Below are 13528 nucleotides of genomic sequence, written 5' to 3' on the forward strand. Positions count from 1 at the left end.
ACAATCTTTTCAAATTTTATGTACCATTAAGGTCAAACTAGGGAGCGGGAAGGATAGCGAATGCGGAAGTGGGATGAAGTAGTAAAAGCGGACGGAACGCTGGATGATCACCGGATATGGCGCAGGGAACCGATGTACCAAGGGATGAACGGGCGATGGGTGGAGCGGTTTTACACCGAATCGGGGCACAGCTACATCTTCAAGCCATTGACGAACGGCGAATCGGTGGACCGGGAGGCGTGGGTGAACCGAAACGTTCTAGGGCAGCTCCCCGAGATTGCGGTACCGAAGCTGCTGGTGGCCTCGCCGGAAGGGAAAGGGGCCCAGGGCTGGACGATCTTCGAGGACTTGGGGCCGTTGCACCATACCTACAGGCTGGAGAATGCTCAAGCGGCGGCCAAACAACTAGCCCGCCTGCACGCGGCTCCGGTGGAGCAATGGACAGGCTTGACCGCCCAGGGCCCCAAACCGGTCATTGAGGCCATCGCTTCCGATGTGCTGCGACGGCGAGACGAAGCGCTGGCGGTTCTAGCTGGGCAGGGGCTGCCGGTATCATGGCTCGACTCGGAGATCGCCCCGGCAGTCCTGGACGGGCACGGCTTCAGCGTCAAGCGGTTGGTGCTGTCGCATGGCGATCTGCATCTTGGCAACTATGCCGTGACGGAGGCGGGGCGCGTCGTTTTGCTCGATTGGGAGCACGCGCATCGGAACCTCCCTTATTGGGATCTGTACCATCTGATCGATATGTCGCATCCGCGGTTTCCAAAGGCGATGCCGACCGAGGATCGAATGAAGTTGCTCGAGACATATATGGACGAAGCGGATAAGCAAGGCACGTCATGGGCGAGGGAGATATTGGTCCGGGAGTATGCCTGGTTCGCTGTGATCTTTTCCCTATGGATGCTGCTGTTAATCGAAAGCGATTTGCGGCGGGGGGGCGACGTTTGGACGAAGGAAGGACTGCTGCGGCAGCGGGAAGAGACAGCAACCGGCTTGACTGGATGTCTGGGACTATTGGAGAACCATGGGTAGCATAAGAAAACAAACGACCCGCTAACGGACCGTAGTGACCTTATCTGCTCAATTCCCGAACATTTCCCGCTGTAACGGACCTGTAAGCCTTTATTTGGGCTACAAAGAGGTGTTTTTGCCGGATTTGCCTACTATAAGGTCGCTCCAGTCCGTTAAAACCTCGTAGTCCCGGATCCGAAGCCATTAACGTCCCTCAGGTCCGTTAGAGGTTACGATGCAAGACATGACGTAATTATCTATCCACTACAAATCAATATAAGATAAGAGGCGGGAACGAATGAAGAAAGTCGGTTTAGTCATGCGAAAAATCCAGTTTGCGGAAGCCCAAGGTCCCCGTGTGTTTGCGGAGCGGTTGCGCGACATTGGCCGCGAGCTTGGCGTAGATATCGTATTTATCGCTCCGGAACGCCATGTCAGCGGGCAGGATTGGCTTCCCGGCTACGAGCACGAGAAAGGCGATCTGGTTAATTACGATGTCGTGTTGGACCAGATCCATTCGCACAATATCGAGCATGTGATTTATACGGTCTCCGGGTTTACTTTTCTAAAAATGTTCCTCCCGCACAGCGTGCTGTTCCCGCACAGCTTCCCTGACCCGGCGTTGACCGGGTATGAGATGATGAAGCCGTTCTACGGGGTTGTGGACAAGGCGGTCGTGCAGACGGAGTTCCTGCGGCGGCAGTTGAACGACGTGTTTGGAGTGACGGATGTGGACGTGATCCCCATCGGATTTAACGAATCGTTAGCGGAGCGGCATTTTGACCCGACAGCCATTATTGATAACCGGGTGTTGTGGATCGGGCGTGACGAAGAGAACCGGAGGCCGGATCTGGTGCTGGAGTATGCGCGGCAAAATCCGGACAAAGATGTCGTGATGGTATTTGGCGGGGAGCGTTACAAGGAAAGTATGAAAAAATACGACATCCCACTCAATGTCACCTTACAGTTTGCCTTAAGTCAGGACGAGGTGTTTGCGTTGATGAACTCGGCTAAGGTGTACTGGAGCTGTTCCAAGTTCGACACCTTTGCTATGCCGTTGACGGAGGCGCTGGCTATGGGTAAAATCGTCGTCAAACCGGAGCATCCTTGCTATGGGCACATTAGCTCGCGGCATGCCTTTGCCGGCAATGAGAGGAACTGGTTTGAGCTGGTGAACATGGCGGCCGCCTCCTCACAGAAGTATTCCGCGGACAATCGGGAATACGCGTTTGCGAATTTTTCGGCGACAGTGATGAAGCAGGGATATGAGCGCTTCTTTGGGGAGTGGTTGAAATGAGCAGACAGACGGTTCGAGCGGAATGGGCCGGGAGGATTGAGCAACTAGCCGCGAGCGGTTGGCCATCACGCGAGCTCGAGTCGCTTGGTGCGTGGAAACTGCGGACCAACGGCGGAGTTACGACGCGCGCGAACAGCGTGCTAGCGGCGGGGCCGTTTCCGGCGGGTGACTGGCTAAGGGAAGTGGAGCGATTTTACCGGGAGCGTGGACTTCCGTCGTGCTTTCATGTCAGCGACTCCTCGCCTAAAGAACTGGATGAGTTGCTTGCTGCGGCAGGTTACGAAATTTCGATGAATTGCTTGCTACTGGCGGCCCCTATCCGGGAGGTGCTTCATCGCTCGGCAATTTACGAGCTTGGCGAAGCGAAGGTTACTTTGGCTGTGCAGCTTGAGGAGCAATGGATGAATGATTTCTTACGGATGGAGGGATTTCCGGAAGAACGGCGGGGTGGATATTTGTCGATCTTCACGGCGATGCCGGCACCCAAGACGTTTGCCGCTATTTATGAAGCGGGAGAACCGCTGGGAGTGGCTACCGTGGTGATCGAGGAAGGATGGGCGGGAATTAGTAACGTTGTCGTCGACCCGCGCCATCGCCGCAAGGGCGTTGCCGGCCGTCTGCTGCAAGCGCTGGTGTCGTGGGCAGCCGAGAACGGGGCGGAGGGCCTGTATTTGCAAGTACTTGCGGGTAATGCGCCGGCACTGGAGCTTTACAGCAAACTGGGGTTTGAGGCAATCTCGGCCTATCATTACCGAGTTCACAAGTAGCAGGAAGCATGTGTGGGCGGCTCAATAAGGGTCGCCTTTTTTTGCGTGGGAAGGAATTATTTGGGGTTGGCGCGAAATTTACTACTCAGGGAACTACAGGCCGGGTTTCTTACATAAACATGGAGTAGATCCATCGGCCAAAGAAAGGATTGGAGAGCATGGCACAAACGCTGCTGTACCAATACAGCCCCAACAATTACGAGCCGTCCTCGCCGGAAGGCTATGGGCGTAGGGAAATGATCTATCTGGATCCTAATCCGGTGTATGTCGGATTCTGGAGAAGGCTGCTCGCTTATCTCATTGATGCGTTGATTTTGACGGCGGTCGATTGGGTCCTCCCTTTCTCCGATTTCATGCAAAGGTTACTTGATCTGTTGTACTTTGTGATCCTGCCTGCCACCTCTTGGCAAGGGACGATTGGCAAGCTGGCGGTGGGAGCAAAGATCGTGGATGGAGAGGGTGAACGAATCTCCATTTTGCGTTCGATTGGCCGATATTTCGCGCAAGTTCTATCCGGTTTGATCATATTCATCGGTTTCATCATGATTGCTTTCAGTGCGGAGAAGCGCGGCCTGCATGATTGGATTTGCAATACGTTTGTTCTGAATCGGGATTCGGAGTTATATCCGTAAACCGGAGGGTCAGCATGGATTGGCCTCACAAGTTATGTAAGCGTTTTACTTTCTTGAGGGCGGGTAAATCCACGAACGGAAACGGAACGGAGGAGAGGACAGATGACACTGGCAGAGCGATTGGGGTATGGGCGGGATGCCAAATTGTTGATCGTTAATGCGGACGATTTCGGGATGTGCCATGCGGAGAACGCGGCGATTATCCAGCTGTTGCAGGAAGGCGCGGTATCCTCGGCCACGGTCATGGTCCCTTGTGCGTGGGCCAAGGAAGCTGCGGCCTGGAGCGTCGCGAATCCCGAATACGATGTAGGGGTACATTTGACGTTCACCAGCGAGTGGAACGGGTACAAATGGGGACCGGTCACTCGAGACGGAGACGTGCGGACGCTGGTCACGGAGGAGGGGTATTTCCCCAAAGATGTGACCCGTTTCGAATTGCAAGCGAGTCGGCCTCAAGTACGCCTGGAGATGATCAATCAGGTGGAGACCGCGCTGGCGTTAGGTCTGGCGCCTACGCATCTCGACAACCATATGGGCAGTTTATACGGTTTGGCGACCGGTCAACACTTCTTCGACGTGACGTTCGAAATCTGTGCCGATTACGGATTGCCGTTCCGCTTGCCGCGTTCCCTGCCACAGGTAAGCAAATTGCCGCCGGAAGCCGCTGCCCTAGCCCGCCAGGTCACTGAGCTGGCCGACCGGATGGGCGTGATTCTCCTTGACGACCTGATTGGTTTGCCTTTCGGCAAGCAGCCGGGCGAAACGTACGAAAGCTACAAGCGGGAGATGATCGCCGTCCTCAAGGCGCTGCGTCCCGGTGTCACCGAAATCATCATTCATCCTGCACTGGCGACGGAGGAGCTGAAGGCGATTCATATCGAGTGGGAAAAAAGACAGTGGGATTTTCAACTCTTTCGCGATCCGGAGATCAAGGCGGTATTGGCGGAGGAGGGCATTGAAATGATCCGCTGGAGGGATTTGCAGGAGTTGCAGCGGCGGCCTTAAGTAAGATTTGCATTTGGAATAAAAGGGGGGGCGGGGCGGATGGGGCGTAACAAGAACCTGCGCAATCGGTCGGAGATTCAAAAGGTGGCCTACAGTTCGGGAAACCTGGCGGTTAATTTGATGTCGCAGGCTTTTGCCACCTATCTCGTGTACTATTACGTTGACGTGCTGGGCGTCCGTCCGGCCTGGATCAGCTTAGCGATGATCTTCCACGGCATCCTGAATGCGGTGCTCAATCCGCTGTTCGGCCACCTTTCCGACCGGACTCGCACGCGGTTCGGAAGGCGGCTCCCCTATATCGGGTTCGGCTTGGTCCCGCTGGCCGCAGCCTTTGCCCTGTTATGGTCGCCGCCGGCGGCTGAGGGGGCGGCGTTCCCCTATTTTATCGGGACCGTGATGTTGTATGATGCCTTGTTTGTATTAGTGGTGCTCAATTATTCTGCATTGTTTCCGGAGATGTTCCAAAGCATCAAAGATCGCGCTTACGTCTCCTCGTGGCGGCAGATGCTAGGGATCGTGGGGATGATCGTGGGGGTAGCGATTCCGCCGCTCCTCTATTCGCAGATTGGTTGGGGCGCGATGGGGGTCATTTTCGCAGCAGTGTCAGCGATATTCCTGGCCCTGTCTCTCTGGGGCAGTCGGGAGAACCCGGATGCCCCCCGGGCAACGTTCCGTTTAAGCACGGCGGTTCGGCATACGTTGGGGAACCGTGCGTTTGTGCTGTACGTTACGGGCAGCTTTCTGGTGCAGTTTACGTTTGCCCTGTTGCCCGCCGGCATCCCGTTTTATACCAAATACGTGTTGGGCCGGGAGGAGAGCTTTAACACCTTGCTGCTAGGGGCGATCCTTCTATCCGCAATTCCATGCGTATTTCTGTGGGGGAGGATGACAGCTAACTACGGAGCCCGGCGTGGAATTCTCGCGGCTGTCGGTTGCTATGCGGCCGCTTTGCTGCCGTTCGGCTGGGTCATGCAGGAGGGCGGTGTGATCGCTACCGCTGCCGCCGTCGGCATGGGATTGGCGGGGTTGCTGGTACTGCTCGATGTCATATTGTCCGAGGTGATCGACGAGGACGAGCGGAGAACCGGGGCGCGTCGGGAAGGCATGTACTTTGGCATGAACGGGTTTATTGTGAGATGGGGCGTATCCCTGCAGGCCGCCTGCATGGGGCTCATCCTGGAGGCAAGCGGATATGACGCCGGCCTAAACGAACAGCCGGCATCGGCCGCGGTCGGCATCCGATGGATGCTCAGCGGGATACCGGCTGCGGCGCTGCTGCTGGCGTTGCTGTTTTTTTACTTGTACCCCTTAGGTAAGCGGCAGTCTAGGTCGTAGGGTCTCGATTCCGTGGTGCACATTAACTTGATTTCAACAATCCCTCTACCGCCTCCGCATTCAGCGGACGACTGTAATAGTAACCTTGAATCTGATCGCAGCCGTTTTGCTGCAGGAATTCGAACTGAGCTTTGGTTTCGACGCCTTCAGCCAGCACGGTCATGCCCAGCGACTTCCCTAACTGGATGATGGAGCGCAGCAGAGAGTTGTCGCGTTCTGAGCAAGGTGTTTCCTGTACGAAGGTGCGGTCAATTTTGAGCACCTGAACGGGCAGTGACTTCAAGTAATGGATAGAAGAGTAGCCGGTTCCGAAATCGTCCACGGATAGGGAAATGCCGCGTTGCTGCAAAGCGGTTAAAGTATCCCTGATCAACACATGATCGTTTAGCAGCGACTCGGTCACTTCAAGCTCCAGAAAATGCGGGGCGAGCTCGGTTTCGGCTAAGACCTGTTCTACCGTACGCAAGAAATGCGGATGCCTAAACTGCACCGCCGAGACGTTAACGGACATCGGCAGCTTCGGGAGTCCAGCCTCCTGCCATCGCTTGTTCATCCTGCATGCTTCCAGCAGGACCCATTTGCCCAACTCAACAATGAACCCATTCTCTTCGGCGATCGGGATAAAGGTGCCCGGCGGGATGTATCCCTGAACGGGATCGTTCCAACGGATTAGCGCTTCAAAGCCGGTCAACTTCTCCGTGGCTGTATCGATCTTAGGTTGGTAATGTAGTTCGAACTGCCTAGCCGCCAGCGCTCGAATCATTTTCTTCTCTAGTGTTAACTGGGCCATCAGGCGGTCCATTAAGTAATAATCAAAGTAGTGCGGGCCTTCCAACGCTTCCTTCTTCGCTTCCTTCATCGCCATTTCGGCATGCTGCAGCAGTTGGTTTACGTCGGATCCATCGTCTGGATAGAGACTGATTCCCATCCCGAAACCGACATGGAAGGCTTCGCCGGAAAGGGTATAAGGGTCCTTTAACGAGTCATTCAAATCAAGTGCAAGGGTATGTATATACAAGGGGTCGGACACATGCGACACCAACACGAAAAATTCATCCGCAAAGTTACGGCACATCGGGGTTCCTTCAGGGAAGGAATGACGCAGCCTTTCTGCGACTTGCCGAAGCAGCTCGTTCCCATCGCTTTCGCCGAAACTCTCGTTGACATGCCGAAACCGGTTCAGATTAATGCAGATCACGGCGGCCATAGTATTCTCTTCTTGAGCCGAACGAAGTTCAGCGAACATCAGTTCCTTGAAACGGTTGGAATTCAGTAGTTGAGTAACCGGGTCGAAATGGGACAGCTGGCGGAGTCGTTCTGTGGAAGCCTGCTGCTGCTCCACTTCCTGGGTCACGTCGAATTGAAGCCCGATGAAATAGAGAGGATGACCCTCCGAGTCCAAAATGGGGCTGATGACGAACTGGTTCCAGTAAGTGCTGCCGTCTTTCCTGTAGTTCTTGATCCTTACGGTTGCGGATCCGATCTCCTTAACAGCCTTACGAATCACGTCGAGGTGTTCCTTGTTGGTTTCCTCACCCTGAAGAAAGCGGAGATTCCGACGCAGGACCTCCACGCGATTGTAACCGGTAATTTGTTCAAAACCTTGATTCACGTAAATCAGAGGGTTATCCTCAAGATTCGGATCTGTAATGGCCAAGCCGACACCCATTCGATCAATGGCGCGAAGCAGGGCCGAGGCGGTGAGCATGGATTCTGGATGGAATGGGGAGCTTGCCTGGTCGTCTTCCACGAAATAAAGCCTCCTCGAAATGAACCGCTTAAGATGTAGTTAACCGACGAAGTCCGTCATACGGGAGCGTCCGATCAAAGCCAGAGCTTACAATCCCATCATACATGCGGCATGTGCCGCTGGCAATCGGTTTTTCGAAAATATACGACAATCGACGCATGCCCATCTTCCTAGGCTTGTAATTTTTTTCACGATCGTGATTTTCCTCATTCTGAACGGTCTTGTCTCGGTGATAACATGAGCTTATTTACAGCACAAGACGCGACGTTGCGACTGCATGTTTTAATGCTTTATAGCGATAACGCAAAGGATAACCACAGTTCAGGAGGTTGGAAATGGGGAAGGCTACCGGTTTTTTGGATTACTGTAGGGAGGTTCCAGGCGAAATTCGGCCACAGGAACGTGTTGACTCTTGGCAAGAGTTTGCCGTGCCAATGGAGGAGGAGAAGCTGAGAACCCAGGGGGCGCGTTGCATGGATTGCGGAATTCCGTTTTGCCATGCGGGGCAGTTGCTGTCGGGGATGGCTTCCGGTTGTCCGGTGCACAATTTGATTCCAGAATGGAATGATCTCGTTTACCGCGGCAACTGGAAGGAAGCGTTGAAACGCCTGCAGAAGACGAGCAATTTCCCCGAGTTTACCAGCCGGGTTTGTCCGGCTCCGTGCGAAGGGGCATGTACCGTCGGGAAGAGCGGTCAGCCTGTAACGATCAAAAGCATCGAGAAAGCCATTATCGATCGCGGTTTTGCGGAGGGGTGGATACGGCCGCGGGTACCTGCCGCATCCAGCGGTAAGAAAATAGCGGTCGTGGGTTCCGGCCCCGCAGGTCTGGCCTGTGCCGATCAGTTGAATCAAGCCGGCCATGCCGTGACTGTGTACGAGCGAGCTGACCGGATCGGTGGACTCTTGATGTATGGCATCCCAAATATGAAGCTGGATAAGCAAATCGTACAGCGCCGCGTCGACTTATTAGCTGCCGAAGGGATTCGCTTCATCACCGGGGTGGAGGTTGGCAAGGCGCTATCGGTTGACCAACTGCGCACCGAGTTTGATGCCGTGGTTCTGTGCTGCGGGGCGACGCAAGCTCGGGAGCTGAAGATGGAAGGCCGAGAGTTGCGCGGCGTCCATCAGGCCATGGAGTTCTTATCTCAGACGACCAAGAGTTTGCTGGATTCGGAGCTTCAGGACGGACGGTTCCTGTCGGCCGAGGATAAGCATGTCGTCGTGATCGGCGGCGGCGATACGGGAACCGACTGCGTTGCCACCGCCATCCGCCAAGGCTGCAAAAGCGTGACCCAGCTGGAAATTCTGCCGCGGCTTTCGCTGACCCGGCAGCCGGACAATCCGTGGCCCGAGTGGCCTAAGGTGCAAAAAACGGATTACGGTCAAGCGGAAGCGGTGGAACTGTTCGGACAGGATCCCCGAATCTTTGAAACGTCAACGAAATCGCTGCTGGGGGATGAACAAGGCCAAGTCACTGGAGTCCGTACCGTCCGCGTGGAGTGGAATCAGCACGATGGGCGCCGGGTACCGGTGGAAATGGCGGGAAGCGAGCAGGTGATCCCTGCGGACTTGGTACTGTTGGCATTAGGATTCAGCGGGCCGGAGATTACTCTCCCCGTGCAGCTAGGTTTGGAACAGGACGAACGTACGAACGTCAAGGCGGAACTCGGCGATTTCCGAACAAATATGGAGGGTGTGTTTGCCGCCGGAGATATGCGGAGAGGTCAAAGCCTAGTCGCTTGGGCGATGTATGAGGGGCGACTGGCTGCCCGTGAGGTCGAACGATATTTGGTGGGCAGCTCGGCGTTGACGTAAGCATGTTCCAAAGATAATTAATCCATCAATAGCTTGAGCAGTTGTGTCCGGTTGCTGGCGCCGACCTTTTGAAATATGGAACGCATATGCTTCTTAATCGTGACTTCGCTCAGGAAGAGGCGGGAGGCGATGTCGCGGTTTGTAAGCCCTTCGGCAGCGAGAGCGGCAACCTCCTTCTCGCGATGGGTCAAGTCCGTGCGGGCGTAAATCGCGGCCTCCGGTTTCGTCCTCGGCATCTTCTCCGGCGTTAAACCGAAGGTCATCGCTTCACGGTGTCTTTGATCGCTGTCATCACGTAAGCCGGGAAAGGGCATCTCCCCATCAGTATGTCCGCTGATCCATGACGTCATCATGAGAGGCAAACCATCGGTCTGCTTCCAGATGCGATAGATCTGTTCCGGTTCAACGATTCCACAGGCCCGCAGATAGGCGACAACGCTGTTAAAGTCCAAGTTCGTGAGCGGCATTCGGTAGATGGAATACTTCCAAAGGGAGTATTCCGTCCACTGGCTGGATAGTGGATTTCGACCAGAAATGACGCAAAGGCAGCCGTTTTTGATTTGCGGCAAAAAAGAATCGCGAAGCCAATCTTCCAACGGTTCCAGAAGCTCAAACGTATCGATAAATAATAACGCAGGTCCAAGTTTAGCTCGTTTATGGATCGCCTCGATAGAGGCTCTGATGATATAGTCGGAATCGGAAAGGGAGGGGAGGGAGTCCAATAAATCAAGCTGGGACAGGATTTGCCGGCTGAAATCTTCGGGTGCGGTTCTGATTCTCGCAGCGTCAATCGCGATTACGTTTGCTCCTTGCCTGGCGGCTTGTTTTTGAAACTCCTCCGCTAACGAGCTTTTCCCTACGCCGGCGGAGCCATAAATGTTGATGATTCGCTCCATATGGGAATAGTGCTTAAGATATACCGAAAAGATCTCTGACTCCCACTCTCGTCCTGGTAATCGAGAAGGTCGTTCCAAGTCCTCGTACTCATGTGATGTCGAATTCATAGTTCTTCATCCCCCCCTCACCTACTTCAAATTTCTGCTATTATAATTTAGAATATCGTTGAAATGTAAGATAGAATAGTGACTTTTTGTATAGTAATGTCGAAAGACCCTTAAACAAAGTATACTTTGGGGTAATGTCTCAATTGCTGTCGTCATGATAAATTTTATTTTGTCGAATAGGAAATTTCTGTGGTCTGGACTACAATTCTTGAATTATTATAGGAAGATAGGGAAATAGGTAGAAAGTGATGATTAGGCCGAAAGGCACAGGAATTGACCATGACATAAGGCGAAGGCGTTCGCCATAACTAGCTGATCTGCAATAAGGATGAGGTGATGTCATGAGACAGGTTCATGTCAGAATGCTCGAACCAGGCGACGTTTTGGCCGAGCCTATACTAAATCAACACGGAATGACCATGCTTGGAGCGGGAACCGCGTTAACCGAAACCCATATTGTCCGTCTCAAGAAGTTAGGGATCCAAACGGCTATGATCGGCAAGAAGGAACCGGTGGGTTCCTTCCGCGATGACGACCTGAACGGGCCAAGCCCGATCATGAAGTTTCAGGATCTCAAAGAGAAACGGGAGGCGCGTAAGGAAATTCGGCAAATGCTGGTGCGTCTGGCCGACTCTGACCTGGGTTTTGGGCGTCCATCCACGCCGCAGCTGGATGAACAATTTCGCCGCATGTTCCGTAACATCCTGTACGAAATCACAAGTCACGAGCAAGTGCTGGACGGCTTGATCCGCCTGCAGCAAAGCGATCCTTACTTGTTGGAGCATTCCTTTCACGTGACGGCGTATTCGGCTATTCTTGGCATCGCCGGTCAATACTCAGGCGCGGAAATGATCGATCTCTGTGTCGGCGCGCTGTTGTTCGACATCGGGATGACCGAACTGCCAGCTCACACGATCCGGCGCAACGGCAGCTTGACCGGAGCCGATCGTGAAGCGCTGCGGCGGCATCCGGAGGCAGGCTTCCAAATCATTTGCGATATGGAGGGCGTATCGAGGCGTTCGGCCCTATGCGCACTGCAGCATCATGAGCGATACAATGGGACGGGGTATCCTTCCCGGTTGAAGCATCACGAAATCGATGAATACGCTCAAATCGTCGCCATAGCCGACACCTACCACGCGTTGATCTCGCGGCGGAACTACCGGCTCGCTTATACTCCGGGAGAAGCGATAGAATATTTATTGGCTGCAGGGGATCGTTACTTCAGCCTGGAACTGATTCAAACCTATCTGCGAAACATTAGCATTTATCCCCTTTCCTCTGTAGTTAAGCTCAGCAATGGCCAGCTTGGTATCGTATCCTCTTTGGATTCCAGTCTGGTGCATCGTCCGGTGGTTAAGATCATCCGCGAAGCCGACGGTTCGAACGTAAGGGCGCCTTATGAGGTGGACCTCATGCGCAAGACGGACTTGGTGATTACCGAAATGATGGAGTCCAGCGAGGAAAGCCTGCAGATGTCCGCAAGGCTCTAACCCCACCGGGGTGAATATCGTTCATAATAATGCAAAAAGCGCGAGCTTGGGAGATGACCCCCAAGCTCGCGCTCATTTTTATAAGAATCCAGTCTATAGACTGACATCGGTTAACTCGGACTGCATCATTTCCAGCTTACGGATAATCTCCTTTTGCCACTGTGAGTCGCCTAATTGGGCGGCAAGATTGAGCAGATCCAAATAGTCATCGATGTTCAGCCTTGTCTTTCTGCGGGCGGATAGCAATCTCATGGGCGTTCGTCTCCTCTTGGCCGTTTTCGGTGATATACCGGGGTGATCTCAAAGATAATAATGATAATCATTATCAAATGAGTCTTTTTTTTATTATGCACAATTTCGTGCCCCTTGTAAATAGCGGCGAGACCGTTTAATCTAAAATTTGAATGAAATGGCAGATTGCCGGATGGCAATAGCTAACAAAGGTTAAGCTAAATGAAAAACAGAGCAGAGCACAATGGGAGGCGTTATGGAGACAGAATCACTGTTAAAAGTTGAGGAGCTGGCGCTCAAGAAGTATAAAATTTTTATGCAAAGTCATCTCCGATATATTGCCAGAGCGATGCTGGCGAGCATGTTTATCGGGTTCGGGGTGATCGTTGCTTTCAAGAGTGGGAACTACTTTTACTTGGAGCATTCGCCGCTGACCTATCCGATGGCCGCCATCACCTTTGGCGCCGCCATTATTCTGATCGCCTATGGTGGCGGGGATCTGTTTACCGGAAATACATTTTATTATACATACGCCGCTTTAAGGAAGCGGCTGAAATGGCGCGACATCACGAAGTTATGGGTGTTCAGCTATATCGGTAACATATTGGGAGCAGGGGCCTTCGCTTTATTAATCTATCTGACCGGCTTATTTGCCGATGCCTCGGTCAACAGCTTCTTGTTAAGTGTGGTTGAACATAAAATGTCTACCCCCATCACAGAGTTGTTCTTCCGCGCGATCCTGTGTAATTGGTTGGTATGTCTGGCTTTCTTTATCCCGATGGCCCTGCAAGGGGACGGAGCAAAAATGTTTGCGATGATGTTGTTCGTCTTCTGTTTCTTCATTTCTGGCTACGAGCACAGTATCGCCAATATGTGTACCTTTGCCATCGCGTTGGTATTGGATCACCCCGATACGATTTCGTTTGGCGGCGTCGTGCACAATCTGATTCCGGTAACGCTTGGCAATTTGGTTGGCGGAGTGCTGCTGATGGGCTTTATGTACTACTTCGCGAATAAACCGTATTTAGATGCGGAGGACGCTTCCAAAACCCCGCATAAATAAACACATTTTCAAGTAGGCGCCTTCGCTTTCGAGGGTGCCTGTTTTTTCTTCTCCAACCGGGTAATTTGGCCTATGGGATCTAGGCTAACTGTGTTAAGATGAAAACAAAATATGCTAATTTTC

The 13528-nt window shown here is 53.3% G+C and carries 12 protein-coding genes; 9 read left to right on the plus strand and 3 right to left on the minus strand.

The window, feature by feature from the left end; translation table 11 throughout:
- The first annotated feature begins 60 nt into the window (after window positions 1–60).
- The 6 genes from M0651_RS08780 to M0651_RS08805 all read left to right on the plus strand — a co-directional run bounded on the left by M0651_RS08780 (window position 61) and on the right by M0651_RS08805 (window position 6047).
- A complete protein-coding gene (locus M0651_RS08780) occupies window positions 61–1032 on the plus strand; it encodes an aminoglycoside phosphotransferase family protein (protein WP_248551466.1) in 972 nt (323 codons plus the stop codon).
- Window positions 1033–1309: 277 nt separating this feature from the next.
- Window positions 1310–2308 carry a glycosyltransferase gene (locus M0651_RS08785; protein WP_248551467.1) on the plus strand — a complete coding sequence of 333 codons (999 nt, stop codon included), beginning with the start codon at window positions 1310–1312 and terminating at the stop codon, window positions 2306–2308.
- Window positions 2305–3075 carry a GNAT family N-acetyltransferase gene (locus M0651_RS08790; protein WP_248551468.1) on the plus strand — a complete coding sequence of 257 codons (771 nt, stop codon included), beginning with the start codon at window positions 2305–2307 and terminating at the stop codon, window positions 3073–3075. The genes M0651_RS08785 and M0651_RS08790 overlap by 4 nt, the downstream gene beginning before the upstream one ends.
- A gap of 158 nt (window positions 3076–3233) precedes the next feature.
- Window positions 3234–3707, plus strand: a complete 474-nt coding sequence (locus M0651_RS08795; RefSeq protein ID WP_248551469.1) for an RDD family protein — start codon at window positions 3234–3236, stop codon at window positions 3705–3707.
- A gap of 102 nt (window positions 3708–3809) precedes the next feature.
- On the plus strand, window positions 3810–4712 hold the full coding sequence (locus tag M0651_RS08800) for a polysaccharide deacetylase family protein (protein WP_248551470.1): 903 nt from the start codon (window positions 3810–3812) through the stop codon (window positions 4710–4712).
- A gap of 39 nt (window positions 4713–4751) precedes the next feature.
- Window positions 4752–6047, plus strand: a complete 1296-nt coding sequence (locus M0651_RS08805) for an MFS transporter (protein WP_248551471.1) — start codon at window positions 4752–4754, stop codon at window positions 6045–6047.
- Between the two features lie 22 nt (window positions 6048–6069).
- On the opposite strand, the gene M0651_RS08810 is transcribed toward M0651_RS08805, so the two are convergent.
- Window positions 6070–7797 (minus strand): putative bifunctional diguanylate cyclase/phosphodiesterase, encoded by a 1728-nt coding sequence (locus M0651_RS08810; RefSeq protein WP_248551472.1) that lies wholly within the window; start codon window positions 7795–7797, stop codon window positions 6070–6072.
- Between the two features lie 335 nt (window positions 7798–8132).
- Between M0651_RS08810 and M0651_RS08815 the strand changes: the two genes are divergently transcribed.
- On the plus strand, window positions 8133–9614 hold the full coding sequence (locus M0651_RS08815) for a glutamate synthase subunit beta (RefSeq protein WP_248551473.1): 1482 nt from the start codon (window positions 8133–8135) through the stop codon (window positions 9612–9614).
- Window positions 9615–9631: 17 nt separating this feature from the next.
- Here the strand turns inward: M0651_RS08815 and M0651_RS08820 are convergent, their stop codons facing one another.
- Window positions 9632–10618: a LuxR C-terminal-related transcriptional regulator gene (locus M0651_RS08820; RefSeq protein ID WP_248551474.1), complete on the minus strand. Its 987-nt coding sequence runs from the start codon at window positions 10616–10618 to the stop codon at window positions 9632–9634.
- A gap of 341 nt (window positions 10619–10959) precedes the next feature.
- Here M0651_RS08820 and M0651_RS08825 point away from each other — a divergent pair, with 341 nt between their 5' ends.
- Window positions 10960–12111, plus strand: a complete 1152-nt coding sequence (locus M0651_RS08825) for an HD-GYP domain-containing protein (RefSeq protein ID WP_248551475.1) — start codon at window positions 10960–10962, stop codon at window positions 12109–12111.
- A gap of 93 nt (window positions 12112–12204) precedes the next feature.
- On the opposite strand, the gene M0651_RS08830 is transcribed toward M0651_RS08825, so the two are convergent.
- On the minus strand, window positions 12205–12363 hold the full coding sequence (locus M0651_RS08830; protein ID WP_248551476.1) for a hypothetical protein: 159 nt from the start codon (window positions 12361–12363) through the stop codon (window positions 12205–12207).
- Between the two features lie 235 nt (window positions 12364–12598).
- On the opposite strand from M0651_RS08830, the gene M0651_RS08835 reads away from it, so the two are divergent.
- Window positions 12599–13405: a formate/nitrite transporter family protein gene (locus tag M0651_RS08835; protein ID WP_248551477.1), complete on the plus strand. Its 807-nt coding sequence runs from the start codon at window positions 12599–12601 to the stop codon at window positions 13403–13405.
- Window positions 13406–13528 lie beyond the last annotated feature (123 nt).

Source organism: Paenibacillus mellifer (genome assembly GCF_023195895.1).
In the GTDB taxonomy this organism is placed as follows: domain Bacteria; phylum Bacillota; class Bacilli; order Paenibacillales; family Paenibacillaceae; genus Fontibacillus; species Fontibacillus mellifer.